The sequence below is a fragment of the Scytonema sp. UIC 10036 genome (genome assembly GCF_009725235.1).
Genome location: NZ_WJFC01000138.1, coordinates 1 through 24325, shown reverse-complemented (window position 1 = coordinate 24325; position 24325 = coordinate 1). Strand labels below are relative to the sequence as shown.

At 40.0% G+C, this 24325-nt stretch carries 18 protein-coding genes; 8 read left to right on the top strand and 10 right to left on the bottom strand.

Features of this window, described 5'->3' with window-relative positions; all coding sequences use genetic code 11:
- Positions 1-15 precede the first annotated feature (15 nt).
- The 4 genes from F7734_RS41765 to F7734_RS41750 all read left to right on the top strand — a co-directional run bounded on the left by F7734_RS41765 (position 16) and on the right by F7734_RS41750 (position 4786).
- Entirely contained in the window at positions 16-558 is a 543-nt protein-coding gene (locus F7734_RS41765; protein ID WP_155750283.1) for a hypothetical protein, read from the top strand.
- Between the two features lie 596 nt (positions 559-1154).
- Positions 1155-2375, top strand: coding sequence for a serine/threonine-protein kinase (locus F7734_RS41760; protein ID WP_155750282.1), 1221 nt, complete (start codon positions 1155-1157; stop codon positions 2373-2375).
- Between the two features lie 8 nt (positions 2376-2383).
- Positions 2384-2968, top strand: coding sequence for a hypothetical protein (locus tag F7734_RS41755; RefSeq protein ID WP_243147368.1), 585 nt, complete (start codon positions 2384-2386; stop codon positions 2966-2968).
- 33 nt (positions 2969-3001) lie between these two features.
- Positions 3002-4786 carry an FHA domain-containing protein gene (locus F7734_RS41750; RefSeq protein ID WP_155750280.1) on the top strand — a complete coding sequence of 595 codons (1785 nt, stop codon included), beginning with the start codon at positions 3002-3004 and terminating at the stop codon, positions 4784-4786.
- 433 nt (positions 4787-5219) lie between these two features.
- Here F7734_RS41750 and F7734_RS41745 read toward each other — a convergent pair whose 3' ends face one another.
- The 4 genes from F7734_RS41745 to F7734_RS41730 form a co-directional block, all read right to left on the bottom strand.
- A complete protein-coding gene (locus tag F7734_RS41745; protein WP_155750279.1) occupies positions 5220-5669 on the bottom strand; it encodes an FHA domain-containing protein in 450 nt (149 codons plus the stop codon).
- A gap of 92 nt (positions 5670-5761) precedes the next feature.
- On the bottom strand, positions 5762-7006 hold the full coding sequence (gene coaBC, locus F7734_RS41740; RefSeq protein ID WP_155750278.1) for a bifunctional phosphopantothenoylcysteine decarboxylase/phosphopantothenate--cysteine ligase CoaBC: 1245 nt from the start codon (positions 7004-7006) through the stop codon (positions 5762-5764).
- A gap of 96 nt (positions 7007-7102) precedes the next feature.
- Positions 7103-7315, bottom strand: coding sequence for a DUF2555 domain-containing protein (locus F7734_RS41735; RefSeq protein ID WP_155750277.1), 213 nt, complete (start codon positions 7313-7315; stop codon positions 7103-7105).
- A gap of 217 nt (positions 7316-7532) precedes the next feature.
- Positions 7533-8189, bottom strand: coding sequence for an alpha/beta hydrolase (locus F7734_RS41730; RefSeq protein ID WP_155750276.1), 657 nt, complete (start codon positions 8187-8189; stop codon positions 7533-7535).
- A gap of 195 nt (positions 8190-8384) precedes the next feature.
- Between F7734_RS41730 and purH the strand changes: the two genes are divergently transcribed.
- A complete protein-coding gene (gene purH / locus F7734_RS41725) occupies positions 8385-9935 on the top strand; it encodes a bifunctional phosphoribosylaminoimidazolecarboxamide formyltransferase/IMP cyclohydrolase (RefSeq protein ID WP_155750275.1) in 1551 nt (516 codons plus the stop codon).
- A 601-nt stretch (positions 9936-10536) separates the two neighbouring features.
- On the opposite strand, the gene F7734_RS41720 is transcribed toward purH, so the two are convergent.
- Positions 10537-11175, bottom strand: a complete 639-nt coding sequence (locus F7734_RS41720) for a transaldolase family protein (RefSeq protein WP_155750274.1) — start codon at positions 11173-11175, stop codon at positions 10537-10539.
- Between the two features lie 444 nt (positions 11176-11619).
- Between F7734_RS41720 and F7734_RS41715 the strand changes: the two genes are divergently transcribed.
- Both F7734_RS41715 and F7734_RS66415 read left to right on the top strand, forming a co-directional pair.
- On the top strand, positions 11620-13527 hold the full coding sequence (locus F7734_RS41715) for a response regulator (protein ID WP_155750273.1): 1908 nt from the start codon (positions 11620-11622) through the stop codon (positions 13525-13527).
- Between the two features lie 60 nt (positions 13528-13587).
- Entirely contained in the window at positions 13588-13761 is a 174-nt protein-coding gene (locus F7734_RS66415) for a response regulator (protein ID WP_347566370.1), read from the top strand.
- A gap of 141 nt (positions 13762-13902) precedes the next feature.
- On the opposite strand, the gene F7734_RS41705 is transcribed toward F7734_RS66415, so the two are convergent.
- Positions 13903-14949, bottom strand: coding sequence for a tetratricopeptide repeat protein (locus tag F7734_RS41705; protein ID WP_166482480.1), 1047 nt, complete (start codon positions 14947-14949; stop codon positions 13903-13905).
- A gap of 775 nt (positions 14950-15724) precedes the next feature.
- On the opposite strand from F7734_RS41705, the gene F7734_RS64375 reads away from it, so the two are divergent.
- A complete protein-coding gene (locus F7734_RS64375; protein ID WP_243147367.1) occupies positions 15725-15871 on the top strand; it encodes a diguanylate cyclase in 147 nt (48 codons plus the stop codon).
- A gap of 175 nt (positions 15872-16046) precedes the next feature.
- On the opposite strand, the gene F7734_RS41690 is transcribed toward F7734_RS64375, so the two are convergent.
- The 4 genes from F7734_RS41690 to F7734_RS41675 form a co-directional block, all read right to left on the bottom strand.
- Entirely contained in the window at positions 16047-16292 is a 246-nt protein-coding gene (locus tag F7734_RS41690) for a DUF1816 domain-containing protein (protein ID WP_155750270.1), read from the bottom strand.
- Between the two features lie 522 nt (positions 16293-16814).
- Positions 16815-18152, bottom strand: a complete 1338-nt coding sequence (locus F7734_RS41685; protein ID WP_166482482.1) for a hypothetical protein — start codon at positions 18150-18152, stop codon at positions 16815-16817.
- A gap of 156 nt (positions 18153-18308) precedes the next feature.
- Entirely contained in the window at positions 18309-20363 is a 2055-nt protein-coding gene (locus F7734_RS41680; RefSeq protein ID WP_155750268.1) for a diguanylate cyclase, read from the bottom strand.
- Between the two features lie 90 nt (positions 20364-20453).
- On the bottom strand, positions 20454-24053 hold the full coding sequence (locus F7734_RS41675) for a PAS domain S-box protein (RefSeq protein WP_155750267.1): 3600 nt from the start codon (positions 24051-24053) through the stop codon (positions 20454-20456).
- Between the last annotated feature and the right edge of the window lie 272 nt (positions 24054-24325).

Below are 24325 nucleotides of genomic sequence, written 5' to 3'. Positions count from 1 at the left end.
GAAATTGAAATCACCATGCGATGTCTAAATTGTCGGCTAGATGGTATTGTGCAATCGACACAAATCTGCCCCAAATGTGGTGTATATCTACCCTCGCTGTTGCGAGACGTGCTCACTCCTGGAACTCGGCTTCGGGGTGGTGATTACAGTATTGACTATGCCCTTGGACGCGGAGGCTTTGGCATCACCTATCGTGCTTCACATACTTCTCTAGAAAAGCTAGTTGCCATCAAAGAATTCTATCCTCAAGAACAAGCTCACCGGGAAGGGACAACTGGGCACTTAACTGTGCCAACATCTCAAGAAGAATCTTACCAACGGGGACTGCAAAGGTTTGAAAGGGAAGGGCGCATCCTTGCTAAACTCAATCATCCGAATATTGTTCAAGTTGTAGACTTGTTCCAAGAGCGAGATACCTCTTCAGACTATTTGCTGCATCTAGAAGTGTGTCAAGTGCCATCTAAACAAAAGACGGGAAACTACTCAAAAACAGTTCAAAAGTTTACTCAAGAAGCTAATCCTCTCAAACAAGGACAAGTAGTAACGATTCGCCTTTAAGAAATTGAACTCCCAATTGCCTCGTTCTTAAAACCTGATGATTTGAACAAATGTCCTGCTGGCAATGCTTTTGATACCCCTGTTAAGGAATCGTCGGTTCAATCTACTCCTAAATAAGTGGGTAGGAAAGTAGCTTTACCAAAAGCTGACTTTAGTCAAACGGGTAAATGAGAGCGGAAGTTAATCTCTTGAAGCTTTTCCTATTACAGAACCTTTCTAAAAGCTCAAAAATCGCGATCGCTTGAACTTGCTGGATATGGTGTAACCTGATTTTAATAATATAGTGTTTCCCGGTCTGCTGAGGTACAAATTTATCCGCGTCTATCGGCTACAGGCTGCTGTTAATTATTTCTTCGGTGTACCAATGTTGGGTTTCGTTCCTCAACCCAACCTACAGTGTGTTAATGAAGGAGTCAGGATTTTTTACTTGTTTTATATTTTCATATAGATTTAACAATAAATATATATTTTTGTTGACGATAAAATTTTTGTGATTTCTAGAAATAGAAGATCTGAGGGAAAGTTTTTTAACAAAAATTGATACTGAATAAGTAATCTGATAATATTGATGCAATCAGCGCTTTATTGTAATATCTATGCGTTGTTTAAATTGCCAGAAAAAAGGCATTCCTCTGTCTACACAACTATGTCCTAAGTGTGGAGTGCATTTACCATCTCTCATGCGAGACGTGCTACCTCACGGAACTCGGTTGCAAGGCGGTACTTATTCCCTTGATTTTGTACTGGGAAGAGGTGGTTTTGGCATTACATACCAAGCTATTCATACAGCTTTAGAAAAACAGGTTGCTATCAAAGAATTCTACCCCCAAGAACATGCATTACGGGAAGATGCAACTGGGGGATTGATGGTACCTACTGCTAAACAAGAAATTTACCAACGCGGTAAAAAACGTTTTCTGCAAGAGGGGAAAACTTTAGCGAAACTGAATCACTCTAATGTAGTGCGGGTGGAGAATTTTTTTGAAGAACGAGGTACGGCTTATCTGGTTATGGAGTTAATTACAGGTAATACTCTACGAGAAGAGTTAGATGCACAACCAGATAAGCGTTTTTCTTCAGCACAAGTAGAAACTATCATGTCCGCTTTGGTGGGGGCGCTGTCAGCTGTCCATGAACAAGGAATTTATCACCTCGACCTCAAACCTGATAATGTATTGGTAACTCCAGAAGGTCGCTTGGTACTGGTGGATTTTGGCGCATCACGACAAGGATTGAGTGTCGGTACTACAAGTCAAGCATTTACCTTAGATTATGCGCCCCCGGAAGTTATTGCAGGTCGTGACTTTAGTGCAGCAAGTGACTTGTTTGAATTGGGAATGATGCTGCATGAAATGCTGACGGGAAAGTTACCTCCGAGATCTATAGACCGGATATTGAAGGATTCTTGGGAGGGGACCGAGCTACAGGAACCTTGGAGAGGTTTGCTGACATCCGCATTGCGGTTGCACAAAGAAGAACGTCCTCAAAGCGTGCAAAAGTGGTGGCAAAGTGGATCTGTTTATCATTCGTTAGTAGCGGGTAATATCAACCAAGTCAGTCAAAATTTATCTCGAACTCAGCAAACTCCAGTAGGTGAAACTCAGCTAGTTGCAACAACAAAAATTTGTACTCAATGCGGAAATTCTAACCCCAATAGTAATAAGTTTTGTCAGAACTGTGGAACGGCATTACAAGCTACTACTTCACGAGAATTACCTCTAAAAGAAAAAGTTGAAGAATTGCATCCCGATGATTGGTCAAGACAAAAAAAAGGTGGCTTTTGGGGTTTTCTTGGTTCCTTGTTAGACGATAAATAACTGATTTTTTGACTTCTACCTTAGTGAGTACTATGACAGCGAATGCTTCTACTGGTCAAGAAAAAGATATTAGGATTGCATCCAGTATTCTCAAGCGAGCTACGCAAGACGATTCCGATGCGATCGCCACTATGTTTAAGCAGTTTATTTCAGATAATGAAACAATCTATTATGTCCAGTACCTTGGTTTGCAAGGAATGTGGGGGATTGGAACCCGCGAGTTTGCGTGTCTGACAGACCGTCGGGTTGCGGATATTACCGTAGGTCGCTTTGGTAAAGTTACTTATCAAGATGGCTATCTAGAACATATCAACAGTTGTTTCATTTTCCAACCTTCTAAATTCAGTCTGTACTTAATTATAGGGTTTTGGGTGCTGGTATCTTTACCAACTTTCGGACTGCTGCTGCTATTATTACCTTTTGTAGTTCAAAGTTATTACCGCATCTACAAGTGTGGGTTGGTTTTAGCGGTGAGAGGGGGTATCCCCATTTATATTTTTACCAACCGCAAATTATTAACACGAGCAAACGCTCTCTTACGTCTGCTGACAATTAGTAGGGAAGACCGCATCAAGCTACGAGGCGTAGTCTAAGAATTTGAGATTTTGAATTTTCTGTTAAAGATTATGTATCAAATTACTTTTAAATGGACAGATGGGACACAAAACTTGTCTCAAACAATAGCTTCAGAACAACCAACCAAAGTACCAGGGGTGATTCGTATTGGGCGAGACCCACAGCAGTGTGATGTTGTCATCCAAGATTCAGCTAATAGAATCTCGCGATTGCATGCAGAAATATTTTTTAATTCTCATTCAAATACTTTTTACCTCCGTAATACTACATGGAATCAAGAGCAACCAAATGTAGTTTTGGTAGATGAAAAATTAGTCGTTGAAGAAGAAGCTCCCCTACAATCTGGTAGCGTGATTCGTCTGCGAGAAATTCCTGTGACGGTAGTCAAGCTGGAAGTAGATCGACCACCGTTGATTCCTCATCAAGAACCACCCCAAAAGCTTCAACCACAGCAAAGCACTCCCCCAAAACCCATTTACAACCAATCACCTCAGCAATTTCAGCCAAACCAAAACATTCAGCCATCATATATCCCCAACCAATCACCTCAACCCGCTAGCAAAGGCGAAATTAAACTAGGAAGTATTCTGCAAAGGGCTTCCCAAGATGATTTTGATGCCATTACGACTATGTTTAGACAGTTTATTCCAGAAGACGAGCAGATTTATTTTGCTCGCTTTCTTGGTATCCAAGGTTTGTGGGGTTTTGGTACCCGCGAGTTTGCTTGCGTGACAGATCGTCGTGTTGCTGACATCACAGTGGGGCGCTTTGGTGAAGTGACTTATCAGGATGGTTATCTAGAACATATAAACAGTGGTGTGATTTACCAGCCTTCTAAACTATGGTTGTATTTATTGATAGGTATGTACTTATTGTTTGGATGGATCTACATCTTTCCTACTTGGTACGTGATTTTAGGGTTGTTAGACTTTCTGACCTTTGGCTTGACGGCTCCACTGTCTGTTGTTCTGAGTTTAGCTTCGCTGCTACTGTTTTTGCCTATTATTATTAGGCTATATTATCGCCAAGTCAAATGTGGGCTTGTGTTGAGCGTTAGAGAAGGCGAACTTTATCCAACTCCAATGGGAACTTATACTGTTACTTACCGCCTAATTTACATCTTTATCAATCGCAAACTAATGACACGAGCAAATGCTCTTTACCGCAGTTTCATTATCCAACGGGAAGCACGACTTGATGTTGTAGAAAAATATCCCCAACCAAATCAGCAGGAAGAACAACGCTCTTCTCAACTGACTCCTGTATCCCTGTCATCATTCCCTCAAACTTATGCCGATGAAAAAGATGATAGGACTAATTTTCTGATAGGTGTGGGAGCAGGTGCGATCGCATTAGTTGGAATAGTAGGTATTGCAATTCTTGTGAGAAATTTGGTTCTCTTGCCTGCAGCTAAAGCTGAGCAATGTAAACAGCTAATTGCGATTACTGAGAAGGCGAATGTTAGATTTGCATCTTTTAGGAGCGATATAAGAAACGCAACACTTGAAAGTGCAGTACAGGAGTTGTCTAACGTGGCGGATAACTTAGATGGATATGTAACAGAAATCAATTTGATTAAAGTTGAAGATGAACAACTCCAAAGAATCCAATCTCAGATTAGTAGCTTCTACGTTAACCTTAATCAAGTTTCCAATCAGCTTGTAGATGCATTCAATAGGCAGGATCGAGTAGCCTTGAGGGAAGCATTGAGACAATTAAGAGCATCTGAAATACTGCAAGAAGAATCTGCTAACCAAGTAAATCCAAGCATAAACCAGTTGCAGACTTTTTGTAGTTCTGGAAATTCAGATGAAAACCTTGCTCTTCAGCGGTGAAAACTATCTGCCCCCGCTAAAGATGTGCCACACCAAGGACAACCCTCAAGTAGATACTTTGAATCTACTATACGACGTGAATCTGGATTGCGGCATTTGATATTAGGACAAATCAAACCATGAACAGGATCTATCAAAACATAATGGGAGGGTGAGAACCCCCTAAGATATGTTTTGGAGCGTGGTGGAAAAACATATCTGTGTTTCAACAGGGGGATGAAACCCGACCCACAGGGTTTTAACCCTGTGTTTCTCTTTCATTTTTAAGTTTTACATTCCCTAAGCGCTACGACGTGTTTAGTTCGCTAACCAAGTTGTATCGTATGCGTTGTGAAAGTGTTCTAAGATTCGCTTGTGACTTTTTATAAGACATTAGTGCTCGTTCAATTAGTTTCTTTGTAATCTGTCCAGCAGTGCTTGTGACGTGACCAAACTAATAATTGTCAACCTGCCTAAACAGAAATAAAAAGTTGCGAAGTGCGGCTTTAGCCCACGTAGCAACAACGTTAAGAATCCTTCGAGCTTTAGCCGAAGTGAGTGTCAAAAACACTTCCACAACTTTGATTTCTGTTTCTGCTAAAGTAATCTTGCTACCTTCCCGCAAAGGTGCTTCATCGTCCATAACAATTTTCCCATCTACGATCGCAGGACGACGACCTTCTGGCAGTTTTCGTAAGTAAAAGCTGTTTTGCTCGGAGTTAAAAAATATTTCAGCATGTAACCTAGAGATTTTTTCATCCCATGGAAAAACGATATCGCACAAATCAGGACTGCGACCGAGTCGGGTACTTCCCGGATGCTTGCTGGAATCGATGTCGCAAATCTTTTGGGTTTTAATCCGACCTATAGGTTTTTCCTGCCATTCTAAAATTAGATTGTTCATAACCAGCAAGTGTGTCGTTCCCAGGCTTGTACCACCTCGTTCCCAGGTTCTACCTGGGAACGAGAGTAACGAGAGTAGGGGATAACTACTCACTACCTACATTTTTGTAAAAAATCAAAAATATGATGAGCCATTTGTAATTTGGAACAGGGAGGAATATCTAACTGCTGTCCCTGCTTGTCTAAAAAAATAGCTTTATTGTTGTCACTACCAAACCCACTTCCGGGTTCATCTACTGGATTAGCAACAATCGCGTCTAAATTTTTCCGATGTAATTTCTCTAATGCTGGCTTGACTATATCCCCTGTTTGTGCAGCAAATCCAATTAAAAGCTGATGGGGTTGTTTGAGTTGTGCGAGTTCAGCAACAATATCCGGTACGGGTTCTAAAGGTAAGGCTTCGGGAAGCGCTTTCTTTGCTAATTTCTCTTGACTGTAATCTCTCGGCTTCACATCTGCAACTGCTGCTGACATAATAATAACATCTGCATATGGTAAATACCTCACTATATGCGATCGCATTTCTTCAGCACTGACAACAGGAATTGACCTGATTCCCAAAGGAATATCCCAAGTTGCCGCCCCATGTACTAGAGTCACATTTGCACCTCGGTGAAGTGCTGCTTGTGCTAAAGCTAACCCCATTTTCCCAGTAGAGGGATTGCCAATAAATCTAACTGGATCGAGATATTCTCGCGTCCCACCAGCGCTAATCAAAACCTGCTTTCCTGCTAAATCTCTTTGCCCTGCGGTATGTAGCAACGATTGGACATAAGCAACAATTTCCCAAGGTTCTGCCATTCTACCCGCCCCAACGCGATCGCACGCCAGCAATCCCGATGCTGTTCCGATCCCGTGAAATCGTTGCTCTGTTAAAAGTTGTTGCCAATTTCTCTGTACAACTGCTTGCTCCCACATATCAGTGTTCATTGCTGGGGCTAACAGTACCGGACACCTCGAAGCCAAAACAGTGTTTGTGAGCAAATTGTCAGCCAAGCCATAAGCTAACTTTGCTAATGTATTTGCCGTCACTGGAGCGATTAACATCAGATCTGCCCACTCTCCCAAGTCTATATGCAACGGGCGAGAGCGATCGGCTTGCCAAAAATCTTCATCCGTGTAAGCTGCTTGACGGGAGAGCGTTGCCAGAGTCAAAGGTGTGATAAATTTTTGTGCTGAATTTGTGAGTATCACTTTAACCTCCACACCACTTTTAAACAGTGCGGACACAACTTCACAGGTTTTGTAGGCTGCGATACCTCCGCCTATACCTACGAGCATTCTTCCCAATTTTGGATTTTGGATTGTGGATTTTGGATTTGTCCAGATAGTAATCATTGTATACCATCATAATAAAGACGCGCCATAGCGCGTCTTTACATTGTTTTTTGAAGATGTTTAATTCAAAATTGCAAATCTAAAATCCACGCATCGTTACGCTTCATCATATGGTTCGAGATCTAACAGATGAATGTATGGTTCGACTAACTCAGGACGTTGGAAAGCGATCGCCCGGAGTAGATGCCAATCATTCAAACCTTCAAAAGCGCCACTGTAGTTATCTTGTTCCAGACGCGTTGCTAATTTTTCCACCTCTTGTGGAGTCATAGCAGCAATTTCTTTTCTAGAAATGCTTAGAGTTGTCATTGTGCTCGCCCCTCCCTTTTGCAGCATTCGCCAACAGCATGGGTTTTAGTTGCGCCCAGCGCAACCACCCAATATATATTACTCACTAAAAAGAGTAGTTTTCGTGAAATTCTTCAGGATTTCTACCAGATTTTGTAAAAATTTTGTAACCCCAACAACACAATCTTTAAAGAGAAGCCAAATTGTGGGGTTCAAGAGAGCGGCCAAATTCTATTGCCTAAGTATTAGCAACTATAAAATTGCGTAATAACTCTAGCATTTCCGGACGGATTTCATGACCCATGTCAAATTCATGGTATTCTACTGAGAAGCCAGAAGATTCTAGAGTTTGCCGTGCTATGACTGCTGCTTGCAGTGGCACAACTGTATCTTGTCTGCCATGCATAATTAAAACCGGAGGCAGATCTGTATCTGTAGATATTTTTAAAGAAGAATCATTTTTTGTTTCGTCTTTCATTGCAATCGGATGTAAATATCCACTCATGGAAATTAACCCAGCTAGAGGTAATGTGACTCCCACATCCAACGTCATAGCTCCGCCTTGGGAAAAACCACTCAGAATCGTGCGAGATAGAGGCACGCCCGTGCTAGTTTCCAAAGATTTCAACCAATCTATTAGCTGCTGGCGACTTTCTGATAATCCTTTATACAAATTCTCCGTTTGCAGGTCATACCAAGCTCTTCCTATAGCAGAATAAGGATAAGGATACGGCGCATTAGGAAATATGAATTGATACTCAGGTAACCTAACAAAAGGTAAAAGATGTGCCACATCCTCGGCATTTGCGCCCCACCCGTGCAAAATGACAATTAGACCCTTGGGCGGCTGGTTTGTTTGTGGAGGTATATTGATAAATTGTAAAGTCTGAGTCATTAGTCAAAAATCAACGCTCAACAGTCAATAGTTAATAGTCTGTGGTTTCGCGGTCAATAGTCAATAGCATAAAGGATATGCAACAAAAGATAGAAAATTTTGTCTCTTTAACCTCCCCAAGTGCGTTCTTTGCACCTTCGCTATCTATAGAATAGACTTCTGCCCTCATTTTTATACAAGCGAGACTTGGGAATTATGGCACGTCTAGCACTGCTGAGTGTATCTAACAAAACTGGTTTAATCGATCTTGCCCGTAGCTTGGTGGAAGAATTTGACTTTGAAATTATCAGCAGTGGAGGTACAGCTAAAGCTTTGAAAGATGCAGGAATTTCAGTAAGAAAAGTAGCTGATTATACGGGTTCACCAGAAATTTTGGGTGGACGAGTCAAAACACTGCATCCTCGGATTCATGGCGGTATTTTAGCTCGGAGAGACATACCTGAAGATCTAACAGATTTAGAAAACAACCAAATTCGCCCCATTGATTTGGTGGTGGTAAACCTTTATCCTTTCGAGGAAACTATATCTACTGAAGGTGTGACTCTACCTGAGGCGATTGAGCAAATAGATATTGGTGGCCCTGCTATGCTTAGGGCAGCATCAAAAAACTTTGCCCATGTTACAATTTTGTGCGAGCCAGGGCAGTATGAGGAATATTTACAAGAAATGCGCCGCTCAAGTGGCAATCCATCTTTTGAATTTCGCACCAGATGCGCTTTAAAAGGATTTTTGCATACTTCTAGCTACGATCGCGCCATCGCTGAGTATCTCAGTCAGAATCTTTCCCCTACTAGAGAGGGAGAAGTATTCGACAACTACAATCTTTCTGGCAAACAACTGCAATCCCTTCGCTACGGAGAAAATCCCCATCAAAGTGCAGCTTGGTATCAAACGGGGACTTATCCAAGTGGATGGGAAGCAGCAACTAAACTGCAAGGCAAAGAACTGAGTTACAATAACTTAGTTGATTTAGAAGCATCTCGAACTCTGATTGCTGAATTCACTGACACTAGCGCCGCAGCAATTATCAAACATAACAATCCTTGTGGTGTTGCGTTGGGAAATACTCTCCACGAAGCTTATCAAAAAGCATTCAATGCTGACTCTGTTTCTGCTTTTGGTGGAATTGTTGCTCTCAACCGTACCATTGATGCTGAAACTGCAACTGAATTAACAAAGACGTTTCTAGAATGTGTAGTTGCTCCCGATTGCGACGCTCAAGCACAAGAGATTTTGGCAGCTAAGTCAAAGGTACGGGTATTGATATTATCACAGCTAAGCAGTGGACCAAAAGATTTGGTGAAAGTCATTGCAGGTGGTTTCCTCGTACAAGCAGCTGATGATATAATTGCTGATACAAGTCAATGGCAATTTGTCACGGACAAAAAACCTACACAACAAGAGTTAGAAGAACTGCTGTTCGCTTGGAAAGTCTGCAAACACGTCAAGTCTAATGCTATTGTCGTTAGTCGCGATCGCACAACCTTGGGTATAGGAGCCGGTCAAATGAACCGTGTTGGCTCTGTCAAAATTGCTTTAGAACAAGCAGGCGAAAAAACAAAAGGGGCATTTCTAGCAAGTGATGGTTTCTTTCCCTTTGATGATTCGGTTAGAGCTGCAGCCGCAGCTGGGATTACTGCTATTGTCCAACCAGGAGGCAGTTTGCGCGACCAAGATTCTATCAAAGCAGCCAATGAATTAGGTTTGGTTATGGTGTTAACGGGTACTCGCCACTTTTTACATTAAGGTTGGTTGGTGGTTAGTAGTTAGCCCCACCTCGTTCCCAGACTCTGGCTGGGAACGAGAGAAGATCGATAGCCACCCCCATAGATCGGCTGTATCCTACAGTAGTTGGTGATTCTCCCCATAACAACCAACAACTAACCACTAACCTAGTACAGTTTGTAAAGTGTCACCTTTCCCACTTGCTCTTGAATAAAGACAGTGATATTCTCTAGTTGTGTGTGAGGAGCAAGTGTAAATCGAAAAACGTCTGGGGTGGAAACACGGCAACACTCCCAGACGTTTTTTGCATTGAAGGTATTTTAGATAACTGTAAAAAATAAACTTGGTTAGTAGTTAGTAGTTAGTAGTTAATGGGAAAACCACTAACAACTAACAACTAACCACTAACCACCAACCACTAACAACTAACCACCAACCACTAACAACTAACCACTAACCCAGTACAGTTTGTAAAGTGTCACCTTTCCCACTTGCTCTTGGATAAAGACGGTGATATTCTCTAGTTGTGTGTGAGGAGCAAGTGTAAATCAAAAAACGTCTAGGGTGGAAACAAGGCAACACTCCCGGACGTTTTTTGTTTTGGGGAATTTCACGGAATTGGTTAAAATTTCAACCCAATACCATTCTGATTAAAGTCTTCAACAGTTTTCTCCGATAGTTCGTGAGTTGTCATAGCTTGCAACATTGCCAAAGGAAGTGTCAGATGATCTGCTCCTGCTTGGAGAGATGCTGCTGCTTCTTGTGGCGATTTGATACTAGCAGCCAGAATTTCTACATTGCTTGTTTGAAGTACACTCGCCATATCTCTGATTAAAGCAATACCGTTACCTAATAATCTAGTGGCACGATTGACATAGGCGATCGCAATCTTAGCACCTGCTTCCCGTGCGACAGCTGCTTGCGCTGCACTATAAATTGCGGTTACCGAACAAGTTATTTCTGGGGACAAACACGCCACAACTTCAAATCCAAGGGACGTTGCTGGAATCTTTAATACAGTTTGCTCACCAATAATTTTATTAGCTTTTCTTCCTTCTGCCACCATTCTATCAAAATCAGATGTTATCAGTTGATAGTATAAAGGCCCATTTGTCAACTTTGCTAATTTTTTTAGCGTGATTTCTGGTGGTTCATTGCTTTTTGCTAAAAGTGTTGGATTTGTTGTAATGCCTTTAACCCATCCCATTTTGCTGGCAATTTCAGCTTCTGAGACTATTGCTGAGTCCAAATAAAGTGCCATAGATTTCCCAATGCGCCCTAAATATATGTGTTATTTTATACTATTACAAGATTGCAAAGTGATTTCATAAAAATAGATAATTTATAGAATATCTATACTTGGAGGGATGACAAGAAAAAAAATGTGTATATCTAGGAATTGCCCTCACACTATTGCTATCAAAAAACCATAAATATATCCTTTGTAAATTATTAGAATTTTATGCTTCTATCTTTAGATAGAAGTTTATAGTATAGTCTATTACTTACTCCCTTCCCGCTAAAAGATTACCGATGGGTGTAAGTAGGGCTAAAGCCTACCACTCAATGTTGTAGGATATAGCCTCACCGAAGAAACGGTAATTTTAGAGCCTAGAGGGAGTTGTCTTTCCCACAAATTTCTCAAAAATGGAGTCAGGGATGGGAACTGATGCTTACTGAGGAACTATTTACTGAGGAACGACTAATGAAAATTCTGATCGTAGAGGATGATGAAGCAACTGCTGCAGCCTTGACAAAAGCGCTGAAATCTCATAATTACATAGTGACTAGTGTGGGTGAAGGTTCGGTTGGATTACAACTAGCACAAAATTTTGAATATGACCTTGTTGTGCTAGATGTCATGCTGCCAAAGCTTGATGGTTTTAGTCTTTGTCGGCAACTGCGTTCTCTAAACCATCAAATGCCGATCTTGCTACTAACTGCAAAAGGCACCAGCGCTGACAAGGTAAGAGGATTTAACGCAGGTGCTGATGATTACGTAGTCAAACCTTTTAATTTATCAGAACTTATCGCTCGCATTCGTTCCTTACTGCGACGTGCCAACAAAGATATTGTGGCTTCCGTGTTGGCTTGGGAGAAACTACAACTTGATACTTACAAAAGCACAGTCACTTATGATGGAAGACAGTTGCACTTAACTGCAAAAGAATATCAGTTACTAGAGCTTTTTCTGCGAAATCCCCATCGGATTTTTAGCAGAAGTGCAATTTTAGAACATCTTTGGTCAAGCCCTGAATATCCGGGAGAAGACGCTGTTAAAACCCATATCAAGGGACTCAGGCAGAAATTAAAAGCGGGTGGAATAACTGTAGATTTAATTGAGACAGTTTATGGTTTGGGCTATCGGCTCAAATACCCTTGTGGAGATGAAAAACCTACATTTACGCCTTCTAGTTTAAAGTCAACAAAAACAAGCCGACAGCAAGCTGAGGCTAAAGTTGTTGCATCACTGGCTCAACTGTGGGAACGGTTTAAGGATAGCTTTGTTGATGAAGTGTCATTATTGCTACAAGCAGCGACTGCCTTGCAGTTAAGTGTTCTTGAAACTGAGGAACGGCAAAAAGCACAGCAAGTAGCACATAAATTAGTAGGGGGATTGGGGTCTTTTGGCTTTACTGAGGGTTCAAGATTGGCTCAACAAATTGAGCAATTGCTTCAAACAACAGATATTGAGCCGCTTCAAGCACAACAATTAGTGGAAACAGTTAAATCGTTACGGCAAGATCTAGAAAAGCCCTTAGCAGTAACAACTCCTGCTTTGTCTTGTAAAGTGCAACAAACTTTATTGCTAGTTATTTATGATGATGTTGCTTTGATAGAACGAATTCAGATGGAAGCAACAGCATGGGGCTTTGAAGTAAATACAGCAACTAGCTTAGCAGTTGCCAGGGAAGCGATCGCTTCCAACACTCCCGATGTTATCTTACTCGACTTGACCTTTATCGATCCGAACGAGAGTGGATTGGCGTTCTTAGCTGAACTGAGAGAGCAAAACCCAGAAATCTCGGTCATTGTTTTAACTGGAAAAAGTAGCTTGACAGATAGATTGGACGTCGCTCGTTTAGGAGCGCGTGCCTTTATACACAAATCAGTTCCTTGTAGTGAAATACTAAAAGTGACTCATCAAATAATCACTCATACTCAGCCACCAGAAGCAAAAGTCATGATTGTAGATGATGACCCAAGAGTTTTATCCAGGGTGTCCGCGTTATTCCACTCTTGGGGACTGTATGTCACAGCAATAGCCGAACCCCAACAATTTTGGCAGGTTTTGGAAAGCACAATTCCAGATCTTTTGATATTAGACGTAAAGATGCCTAACATTAATGGGATTGAACTTTGTCAGGTGGTACGTAACGATCCTCGATGGTGTCAATTACCGATAATGTTTTTGTCTGCTTGTTCCGATATAGAAATAGTGCAGGAGGTATTTACGGCGGGTGCAGATGATTACGTACAAAAACCGATAGTCGAACCAGAATTGATTACCCGTGTTTTCAATCGGCTAAAGCGAACAAAAATTTTACGCGAATTAGCAGAAAGTCAACTACACGCAATCCCTCCCAAACATCCCCGTGACGGTTTTAATTGACCAACTTTGATTGCAGCAGTTTTCAAAGTATTAACCGCAGGAACGGCAAACGAAGGTTTGGTGAAAGCTGAAACGGAACAACCTTGTGCTATTTTGCTAGATGTTATAATGCCTGAAATGGATGGTATTACTCTATTTCGTCATTTACAGCAAAACCCTGCTACTCAATCTATTCCAGTTATTTTACTGACTGCAAAATGCAGCCTGTCGATCGAGAGCAATTTGCTCAACTAGGCATCGCAGGAGTTATTGCCAAACCTTTTGATGCTTTGACGCTAGCAGAGCAAGTCACGGAATTGCTGAATTATAGCTAGACAACTCATCAGATAACTCTTTAGTTCATTCCAGTTACCAACAGTATCTCGCTGTTTTCTCCTAAAAGATATCGTCATAGTAATCTTGCAAAAAATAATCACGTTGTATAAAGTTGATAGATTGCTGTACCAGACATATACCAACTTTTTGCTTAATTTGTAAACTCAGTTGACTAGAGTCGTATGCTCTTTTTAAATCTCCCATATATAAGAAAACTTTTGCTAAAGATTCCAGACAGTAAGCTTCTTCTAAGAAGCAGCTAAGCCGACGGGCAAGTTTTAAACTCTCTTGGTATATCTGCATCGCATCCTCAATTAAGTCTTTAGCTAAATACAGATCTCCAAGATATATCATATTTTGAATTTGTAACTCATTTGCACCTATTTCTTGTGCAATACTCCAACTTTTTTTATAGTACATTGCTGCTTTCACCTTATTGTTTAGAAGTTGATAATGAATTCCCTGTCGGTACAAAAGGTGAGCTTCTAAAAAGCACCATTTCAAGTATCGAGCAATTTCTAAACATCGCTCGCCAATCTCCATTGCTTGGGCATATTCACCCAGGAAATAGTGAGACAAGAGCATTTGATAAAGAACTGTTACCTCACTTTTTTGAATATCCATTGTGAGGAATATCGGATGAGCCTGCTTGTAGTACTTCAGTGCCAAATAAAAACTATCTTGGTAATAAAATGTGTCACCTATGAGTGCTAGCGCATTTGCTTCTCCTATGCGATCGCCAACCATTCTAAAAATTTCTAAGGATTGCTGATACAAATCTCTTGCCTTATAAAACTGCCCCATATCAAAATAAACATTTCCAAGAGTAAATTTTGATGATATTCCTTCTAGAGGTCTATCCGCATATAAGCCTAATAACTGTTGAGCCAGTTCTATTAACTCATTCAATCTATTTCCTTCTATTTTATCTCTTAAGAAATCTATTTCTTTTAGTATTATTTGCAGCAAATTGACATTGATTAAATCTTGATTTTTTAACAGGATTTCACATCTTATATTATTGGAATTCACTAATAAAATGTCTATTAAATCGAGATAGAGTTCGTAGTTATTTTCTTTATGAAAATTTATCAAGAAACTATCCATATTTTTTATCCTTTTCATTGGAGCTATTCAAGCCAAGTTAAATTGAAAAATTGACAATAAGAATATTATTAAGAAAACCATGCTAGCGCATGGTTTTTAGGCTGATATCTGTTATTTAAACCCTAGTTTTAAAGTTTATTTTTAAAAAGTGAGAAAGTCGTGAGGCATTTGTAAATTTTTATCTCTAGAGCGCCAGTACAGAAATCATAAAAACGCAGTTTTTTCATGGTTCAACCTCAAATAGAGGAAATACTATTTTTACCTCAATGTCCTCATAACAATCTCACAAACAAAGCTACAGAAGAAGTACGTAAGCTTCATTTAATGCTGATACTCTTATTTTTAGGTAGTTATACAATGTTTTTATTCAAAAAATCTTTAAAATAATAGATATAAACATCAAGATTTTATAAAACTTTTAAGAAGCAGGATGAGAGTCAGGAAGTTGACACAGTCAGTTATGACTCATGTTAACATAACTTAGTGAATACTGAGTATTAAATGAAGCAGCTTTGTACTATCTTTCCAGTCAGGAATTTGCTGTTATTTTGCTTGATATGGAAATGCCAGGGATTGACGAATTCATAACCCTTGAGTTTTTGAGGAAACACCCAAAGAATCACAACACCCCAATAATTTTTCTGGTAACTTCCAACAATCTCCAACACGTCCTATTGAAAGGCTGTAGTATGAGTACGGTAGATTACTTGTTGAAGCCGATTGTACCGGAAATTTTATTGGCAAAGGTATCAGTCTTTGTTAATCTGTTTGTCAAATGCTCTTACAAGAATTAGCGACATTCTTGAAAAAACATATTCGAGAAGGTGATATTGCTTGCCGTTATGGTGGTGAGGAAATGATGTTAATTCTACCATCAGCTTCTTTGGCAACAACTCTAGAGCGTGCTGAATTGATTCTTTGAAGGTGTTAAGCATTTAGTGATGCAACATCACAACCAAAGCTTGGGTGCCATATCCTTATCATTAGGAGTGGCTTGCTATCGGTGAACATGGTTTGGCTGGAGAGGCTGTGATGAAAGCCGCAGATGCTGCTTTATATCGTGCCAAGCAAGAAGGCCGCGATCGCTTTTGTGCCGCTTACTCTTTATGGAATACTTGATGCTCAAGAATAGTCAGTGCCTGAGGTTGGCACCACTGAACCTGGGCAAACATCACTTGAGAGCCTTCGCGTTCTAAGTCTTCGATGTAGCCAGCTTTCGATCTATCAGCTTCCTCGGCACTTGTAAAAGGACCAAAGAAATAACTACAACGCGGAAATACAGTTATAATCTCCACCCACCAAGCTAATTCCAACGGTTCTGCGATTGTTTCTGTTGCGTGCATAATAACCTTCTGTTTGTTAGCAGATTTCAGCCTGAAAATACACCATCAATCAATTGATTTTATGATTGGTTTATTAACTCAACCATCAATGTTTATTTGTGTATAGCAAGCCGTGTAAAATTTGTAAAATCTCCGTAGCTATGGCTACAGCCCACCACTAAGGCGATCGCGACATCAAAACTTTCAGTCATAAAATTTTGACAATTCTTGTTGAACAGGCACTGAATTAGGAGCATGCGATGCTATTTAAAGCTTCTTAAAAATTGACGATACGATAAGTTATCTGAAAATCCAATGGTTAATCTACCCAATTTTAAAAAAATAAATAGGGGATTTTACCCATAAATTGTAAAGCATATCATGATTTGTAAAGACGCGCTATTTGAAGCGTCTCTACATTGTTTTCCTGATAAGGGGTTTGGTCTTATTTGAACCGTATTGGTTTTTGGACAATGGTGCTCGTAAAACGCAGATTGCATATATAGCTTCCAAAAGGGAAAATACGCACTCTCCCTATATAAACTACAAATGCTGAAAACCTTTTGCTGGCTTTTGATGCTTACCCTTATCCTTAGGCTTAGATTTACTCACCTGAAGCACTACTTCCTGAAATAAATTATGCAGGTGTATTGGGACACTGGCTATTTCTGGTAACTCTGGTTCTAGAGGCTTATCGAATTGTACCAACAGTGCATCTAGATCGGTTTGCAGCCGAAACTTTGGACATTGTAGAACTACTTGTAACACTTTTTCTAGCCGTGTTGGATACTGTTGGGCTAATCGATGCCAAATAGAGACATTTATACTGTTATCTTCTAAGTAAAAATCAATGAGTTTTTTAGCCCCTGCTATACTTTGCCAATCCTCTGCTGCCAAAATTGATTTCATCTTGGCATAGGTTGGGAGAAACATTTGTCCCCAACGAGGATGAGAAAGGGCTGTCAACCGTTCTGCTTTCTTAAGTTCGGCAGGTAAATCTATTTTGGGCATCACCATTTTACTGGTGCCTTTTTGAGGATTAAACATTTGCGTGACCGTGTCGATCCCAGCACCCAATTGTTCAGTGACTTTTTTAATGTCCTCTTCATCAACACCAGCTTCTTTTACGATTTCTCCCAATGATTTTGAAGAGTCAATACCTGCTGACTTCAGGTATGTTTGTGCTAGTTTTTCTTGAAAATCAGCAATTTTTTGATTGAGTCGATATCCCGGCATTGTGACTTCATCACTACCAAAGAATTGCACAAATTGCTGATGATAGTACTCCACAGATCGCCAAGCTTCTTCTAACAACTCCGGCGCATCGCCGTAGAGTTGGTCTTTATAATTGTCCTTAAAGTTACCAATAGCTACAGCTAGTTTTGGTTTACCTAACTTTCCCATTAGCGTGTAAAAACCAGAGAAAGTCCAGTAAGTATCAGTGACAGGAGCAATGCGAGTCAGTATAATTTCTCCTTTTTTTAATCGAGATGTATCTTTTTTAGCTCGATTGTTATTTAACTTGACTATATAGTGTTTGGCTGTTAACCAGTTCATCAGTTCAAAGCCATCGGGTAAGATGTTTTGAACAGCGAATAAGCCAGTAAATGTACGGTGCCAATTTTTAATCAGCTGACGCTCTTCATTTGTTAACTGAGGATGGCTTTGGATAAATAAATCCAGCACACTGGAATTTCCAAGTTTCCTCTCTGTAATAAAGGAATCAATGATGCAGTCCTTGTGGAAATTATCTCCCTGACCACTTTTTGACTTTTTCGCAGCATAGATTTCCAGCGCTTTTGCAAGTTCAGCGCTTGCATCAAAAACAAAATTTGTTAGCGCTTGTTGTAGTTGGTGCGATCGCTCTAGTATGGCATCCACTCGTTTATCTCTACGATCCGACATTATATAGATTAAAGGTTCACAGATAGATTAAGCATCTGCGTTGAGTAAGATACAAGCCCAAATATTATACTACAACTATAATACTATGGCAACGACATTCTATTTTATGAAAAGTTTCCCAACCCCCAATCCCTATTCCCCATTTTCAGAACAAACAACCCGATCGCGCCCTTCTTTTTTGGCACGGTATAAAGCTTCATCAGCTGCATGAATCACTGATTCTCCTGTCAAACCATGTTCTGGGAAACAAGCAACTCCCACAGATAAAGTCATAGTGCCAAGGTTTTGATTGCGATTTTGCAACTTGAGATGCTTGACACCTGCCCGGATTTGTTCGGCTCGTTCAATTGTTGCTTCTAAAGACGTTTCTGGCAGAATTAATGTCATCTCCTCACCTCCGTAGCGACAAGCGATGTCAGATCCACGCACTTGTTTCTTTAAAAATCTCCCCAACTCCCGCAGAACCATATCACCAGCCTCATGACTGAATGTATCATTAAATCGTTTGAAGTAGTCAACGTCAAGCATCATGACTCCCAAACAAAGCTGCTTGCGTTTGGCTCGTTGAATTTCTCGTTCTAACGACTCTTCTAAGTAACGACGATTAAACAATCCTGTGAGGGGATCGCGAATATTTTGCTCCTGAATTGTTTCGTGAAGCTTTAAATTTGCTAGTGCTAATGCAATATGTTCGGCGACTGTGACTGCTAATTGTTTTTTTGCTGTAGTTAGCTGTCCTTGCACTTGAGAACTTAAATGCAGTACACCCATCGCCTTTCCTTGTGCCATCATTGGAACACATAGAGTGTCTGTGAAAAAAGCATTGGGAATGATATGCTTGCACTCCAAGCTACAAGTGTCAACAGCAAACAAATGGATGCGCCCGCGTCGCAATCCCCAACATTCTCTTGGGGTGAAAATTTTCTGACTGACAAGAGTTTCATCGCCCCAGGTAGCAACAGCCTCTACTAGGTTTTTTGAAGCATTTATCAAAAACACACCTCCTGACATATTGGGAAATAACGATTGAATTAATCGAGATAAAGTGTAATATGCTTCTTCAACCGTCAAACAAGCTTGTAGCATATCGCTCAACTTACCCATCAGAACAATTTCATGATTGCGCTGCTCCAATTCCTTTACCCAGTTAGTCAGTTGTGCATTCAATTGTTGAAGTTGAACGGTACGTTCTGCCACTCGTGTTTCTAAATCAGCTTTTGCCAGTTGTAATTCCAGTTCTGCTTGTTTGCGGATAGTAATATCTGTAAGCGTTAAAATGCAGCCTTTTAAACTGCTTTCTGGGTGGGAAAGCAACCGGGCATTGAGTAGTAAATTAAATTGCTGTCCGTCTTTTTGATGGAACAAGACTTCAACTCCTTGAAAACTTTCTCCATTGAGAACAGTAGCCACAAAAAACCATTGTTTGGTGTCCAAAAGGTTGTCTTCTTCTTTAACTGTAGCTTCTAATTTTTCTGAAGGTGGTGTTTGCCAGTCGCTCTGACAAATTTGTAAGGGAAAAATAACATCAAAGGGTTGGAATAAAAGATTTTGCCCGCAAAGCTGATGAGCTGCTATACTTGCACGAATAATCTGTCCGGTTTCATCACAAACAACTATGGCTTCAGCTGCTTGTTCCACAATAGAACGGGCAAGCTTTTCAGAAACAATAATTTCTTCATTACGTTTTTGTTCTGTCAAATCTGTAACAATCAAAGACTTTATTTTGACATCATTTATTGTCACAGAACTAATATCTACATGGATGGGTAGGGTGGTTAAATCGTTAACAATTAGGTTAAATTCTCCTTGAGAATGTCCTCCTCGTTCTTGCTGTAATAACGTTTTAAATATTGACTTCTGATTGGGTGTAATATATTCATTAAAGTCCGAACCGATCGCTTTTTTTATAGATCTCTTTAAGAGACGCGCCAAACTTCTATTACAGTAAAGAATAAATCCATCATCTGTTAGTGTAGCTGCCCCTTCTTTCACTTCTTCTATTAATCTTCTATAAAGAGAATCATTATTTCGTAAAGTAAAAATCTGTTCGCCTTGACTTCCCGAAACCACTAAAGCATCTGCCTCTCCTTGACAGATAGCCCGCAAAGTTTCTTCAGCAATTTCAAGACGCGCTCTTAGTTCTTGAACCTCTTGTTGTAACTCTTCCCTTGATTTGTCATTTGTCATTTGTCATTTGTCATTTGTCATTTGTCATTTGTCATTTGTCATTAGCAATTAGCAATTAGCCATTAGCAATTAGCAATTAGCCATTAGCAATTAGCCATTGCTAACCTCTGTAGCAGTTACTACCCGATCGCGACCTTCTTGTTTAGCATGATATAAAGCTGTATTAGCAGCATTAATGATTGCTTCTCCTGTCAAGCCGTCGTCTGGAAAAACTGCCACTCCCAAGGATATGGCGATTGTACCGAGAGAATGGTAGCGGTTGTGCCAACAAAGGTGCTTGACATCTTCTCGTATCTGCTCGGCTCGTTTTTTAGTTGCTTCTAAAGATGCTTCCGGTAAAATTAAGACTATTTCTTCACCTCCATAACGACAGGCAATATCACCTCCTCGAATATTTTTTTCCAAAAACTTAGCTAATTCTTGTAACACGGTGTCACCAGCGTCTTGTCCAAAAGTATCGTTAAAACGTTTGAAATTATCTATATCCAACATGATAATTCCAACAGATTGCTGTTTGCGATCGGCGCGGCTAATTTCCCGTTCTAAAGATTCTTCTAAATAACGGCGATTGAACAATCCAGTCAGAGGATCGCGGATGCTTTGTTGCTGAAGGGCTTCGTGCAATTGTAGGTTTGCCAAACCCAGGGCGATGTGTTCGGCAGCTGTTACAGCAAACTGCTGCTTCGCTTCTGTGAGTTTTTCTGGTTGATTTGAACTTAAATACAATACCCCTAGTGCTTCCCCCTGAGCCATCATAGGGATACAGAGTGATTCAATGGGGGTGGAAGATTCACAACAATCTTTTTTTCTATGCTGACAGAGTATACTTTCTGTAGTCCTATCTACTAAGTGCGATCGCCCTCTACGAAGTCCCCAACAATCCCTCGGTGCGAATATCAACTCTGTCGTTTCATTGACTTCTCCCCAAGTTGCCACGGCTTCGAGTAAGTTTTCTGAATTGTTCAGTACAAACACTGCACCCGATACTTCAGGAAATAAGGATTGTACTAATCGAGCAAGAGCTTGATGTGCTTCGTCAATGGACAAACAGGCTTGCAGAATATCACTTAATTGACTCAGTAAAGCAATTTCGCGATTGCGTATTTCCAATTCTTCCACCCAGCTATTTAATTGAACATTAGCTTGTTGCAATGCTCTTTTTGCTTGCTTCAATGCACTAATATCATGAACAACTGAGTAAAGTAGTGTTTTCCCTTGCCGAGTCACCGGGCAAGAGTAAATTTCCACATCTCGAATTTCTCCACTGGCAAGTTTGTGGCGAAACTGAAAGTAAGTTTGTTGATTGAATAGATGTTGCTGCATGAGAGAAAACACCTGTTCTGCGGGTAAAACATTGATGTCTGTAAACGTCATTTGTTTGAGACGTTTTAAGCCATAACCATAGAAACGACAAGCGGCAGGATTGGCATCAACAATTGCTCCTGTATCGCGCTCGATCAGTAACTTAATTGCCAAGTTCGTTTGAAACATTTGACGGTAAAGTTCTTCGCTTTCATGTAAAGCAACTTCAGCTTGCTTTCGTTCTACTAAAGAGGCAACAAAGTTAGCCAAACTAGTTAACCATCTGATAAATGATGCATCTAGTTCGACTGGTTCGGAATGCGCCAAACTCAATACACCAATGACTTGTTGATTGACAATCATAGGTTGACAGACAAAAGTCCGAATATTAAGTTGACGGATTGTTTGATGAGAATCATATATTCTGATTTGGGAACATTCCATTTCATGAGAGTTAAAAATTTTAACCATGGGCTTTCCCGTAAGAACAACCGTTCCAGAAAGAGTCTGCTCTACGGGAACTTCTGGTGTATCGCAAGAAGCGAGTGAAGGGATTCCCGTTGTTCCAACAAATCGCATCATTTGACGTGCTGGATCGTAAAGTTCAATTGTAACTCTAGGAAATCCAGTGGCATAACTAATTTCTGCTACAGCATCTTGAGCAGCTAGTTTCAAAGAATCAGTCCGTAGTGCAACCTCAGAAAGTTTATACAGAGTTAGCAATTCTTGATTTCTTATCTGAAGCGATGCTTCTGCTTGTTTGCGTTCGGTAATGTCAATTGCTACACCCCCTACTAAAAGTTGTTCGTCTGTATCAAACACGGGAAACTTATAAACCAAAAACTCACTCAGCGTCCCATCACCAGATAGAGCAGACTCATTCACTTCCAGAACTTGTCCTGTTTGTACAACTTGTTTGATATGTTCGAGGTGTTGTTGAGCAAGATGGGGCGGATTAAAATCAAAAATTGTTTTACCAATAATTTCCCACATTGAGCGCTGATACCAACGTTCAAAACTTTTGTTGCAATAAAGTAATTGACCTTCACTGTCGGTAATCCAAGATAAAGGGGGAATGTGATTCATAAAAGCTTGAAACTGCGCCTCAGTTCTCCGCAAGGCGGCTTCAGTTGCTTTCATCTCTGTTAGATCCCGCAATATCAAGGTAAATACGTTACTGCTCACTAATTCCAACGGAGAAATCGACACTTCTATGGGGAAGAATGCCCCATTTTTACGGCAGCCTGTCATCTCCCGACGTTCTCCTATCTTGCCGTTGGCTATATTTGAGTGGCAAGAGTCAAAGATGTTCTGAAAATTTCCATTTGGTAAATGCTTTGGAATGAGTAAATCAAGTGTTTGTCCCAAAACTTCTGATGTTGTATAGCCAAAAACTTTTTCTGCTTCTTTACTAAAAAGTGCAATCTTGTGAGTAGAGTCTACTGAAAGAATGGCATCTGAAGCATTATCCAAAATTCCCGCCAACCGGACTGCTGTAGTGAGTAGCGCTTCTTCAGTTTGCTTGTACTTTGTGATATTTCTATTGATTTCTACAATTTCCGTTTCTCCCAGATTGTTTTGTTGTAAGCTCCAATGACTGGCAACAATAATCTCTGTTCCATCCCTTTGAGTGTAAATGATTTCCCCTTCCCACCTTCCATTTTCAAATAACAAATGATTTAATTCTGACAATGACTTGGAAAATTGTGCATTAATTAACGAAGAAAACTCTTTTCCCACAGCTTCTTGTTGAGAGAAACCATACATTGTTACTGCGCCACGGTTCCAAAAGGTAATCGTGCCATCTAGATCTCGAATGATTATTGCTTCTTGCACTAAATCGAGAATTTCTACTTGCTTTTTTAGTCTCTCCTCTCGAAGTAAATTTTCTTTTAATTTAGTTTGCAATTGTTCATTAACATATTTTAATTGTAACTGTTGCTTAAAAAAATTAACAAATGCTGTAACTTTTGATAGCAAGATTTCTGGTTGAATTGGCATGAATAGGTAATCTACTGAACCAATCCCACAACCTTTAAAAATCATTTGTTCGTTATTAGTAAAAGTACTTAAAAAGATAATGGGAGTTTGTTGGTTCTTCGGACGTTTTCTAATTAATTCGGCTGTTTCAAAAGCGCTTATTCCCACTAATTGAACATTTATTAAAATTACGGCAAACTCTTGTTCGAGAAGTTGATATAATGCTTTTTCACCAGACAAGGCTTTGACTAAGTTATGTCCCAATTGATTTAAGACTTCTTCTAAAAAAAATAAATTATCTAAGCTGTTATCCACGAGAAGAATATTGCTCTTCTGCTCGGGTAATTTTTCCATGCTAAACAAACATGGTTCTAATTCTTGACTACATTGAATAACAAAACTGTTCATAGCGATTCTATGGATTTTCAAGACTGAAAAAGCATTTATCTATATATTAATTTCTGGCAATTAACTTAATAAAAATTCATGAGATATTGATAGAAAGCATCTATATATAGAAATCATAGATGATTCTGATAAATAACTTAGTCTTTGAAAGAGTAAACAAGTCTAAATTTAATGAATATTTTATAATTAAAATTAAAAAATAATATAAGCAGTAGGTTGGGTTGAGGAACGAAACCCAACATTTAATCGAATTATTGGGTGTCACTTCGTTA

Bases quoted from the DNA above. Each gene is read 5' to 3' on its own strand.
- F7734_RS41680 (WP_155750268.1), bottom strand. From the start codon at position 20,363: ATGACAAATGACAAATCAAGGGAAGAGTTACAACAAGAGGTTCAAGAA.
- F7734_RS41745 (WP_155750279.1), bottom strand. From the start codon at position 5,669: ATGAACAATCTAATTTTAGAATGGCAGGAAAAACCTATAGGTCGGATT.
- coaBC (WP_155750278.1), bottom strand. From the start codon at position 7,006: ATGATTACTATCTGGACAAATCCAAAATCCACAATCCAAAATCCAAAA.
- F7734_RS41750 (WP_155750280.1), top strand. From the start codon at position 3,002: ATGTATCAAATTACTTTTAAATGGACAGATGGGACACAAAACTTGTCT.
- F7734_RS41760 (WP_155750282.1), top strand. From the start codon at position 1,155: ATGCGTTGTTTAAATTGCCAGAAAAAAGGCATTCCTCTGTCTACACAA.
- F7734_RS41690 (WP_155750270.1), bottom strand. From the start codon at position 16,292: ATGCACGCAACAGAAACAATCGCAGAACCGTTGGAATTAGCTTGGTGG.
- purH (WP_155750275.1), top strand. From the start codon at position 8,385: ATGGCACGTCTAGCACTGCTGAGTGTATCTAACAAAACTGGTTTAATC.
- F7734_RS41720 (WP_155750274.1), bottom strand. From the start codon at position 11,175: ATGGCACTTTATTTGGACTCAGCAATAGTCTCAGAAGCTGAAATTGCC.
- F7734_RS64375 (WP_243147367.1), top strand. From the start codon at position 15,725: ATGCTCTTACAAGAATTAGCGACATTCTTGAAAAAACATATTCGAGAA.
- F7734_RS41765 (WP_155750283.1), top strand. From the start codon at position 16: ATGCGATGTCTAAATTGTCGGCTAGATGGTATTGTGCAATCGACACAA.
- F7734_RS41715 (WP_155750273.1), top strand. From the start codon at position 11,620: ATGAAAATTCTGATCGTAGAGGATGATGAAGCAACTGCTGCAGCCTTG.
- F7734_RS41735 (WP_155750277.1), bottom strand. From the start codon at position 7,315: ATGACAACTCTAAGCATTTCTAGAAAAGAAATTGCTGCTATGACTCCA.
- F7734_RS41675 (WP_155750267.1), bottom strand. From the start codon at position 24,053: ATGAACAGTTTTGTTATTCAATGTAGTCAAGAATTAGAACCATGTTTG.
- F7734_RS41730 (WP_155750276.1), bottom strand. From the start codon at position 8,189: ATGACTCAGACTTTACAATTTATCAATATACCTCCACAAACAAACCAG.
- F7734_RS41705 (WP_166482480.1), bottom strand. From the start codon at position 14,949: ATGGATAGTTTCTTGATAAATTTTCATAAAGAAAATAACTACGAACTC.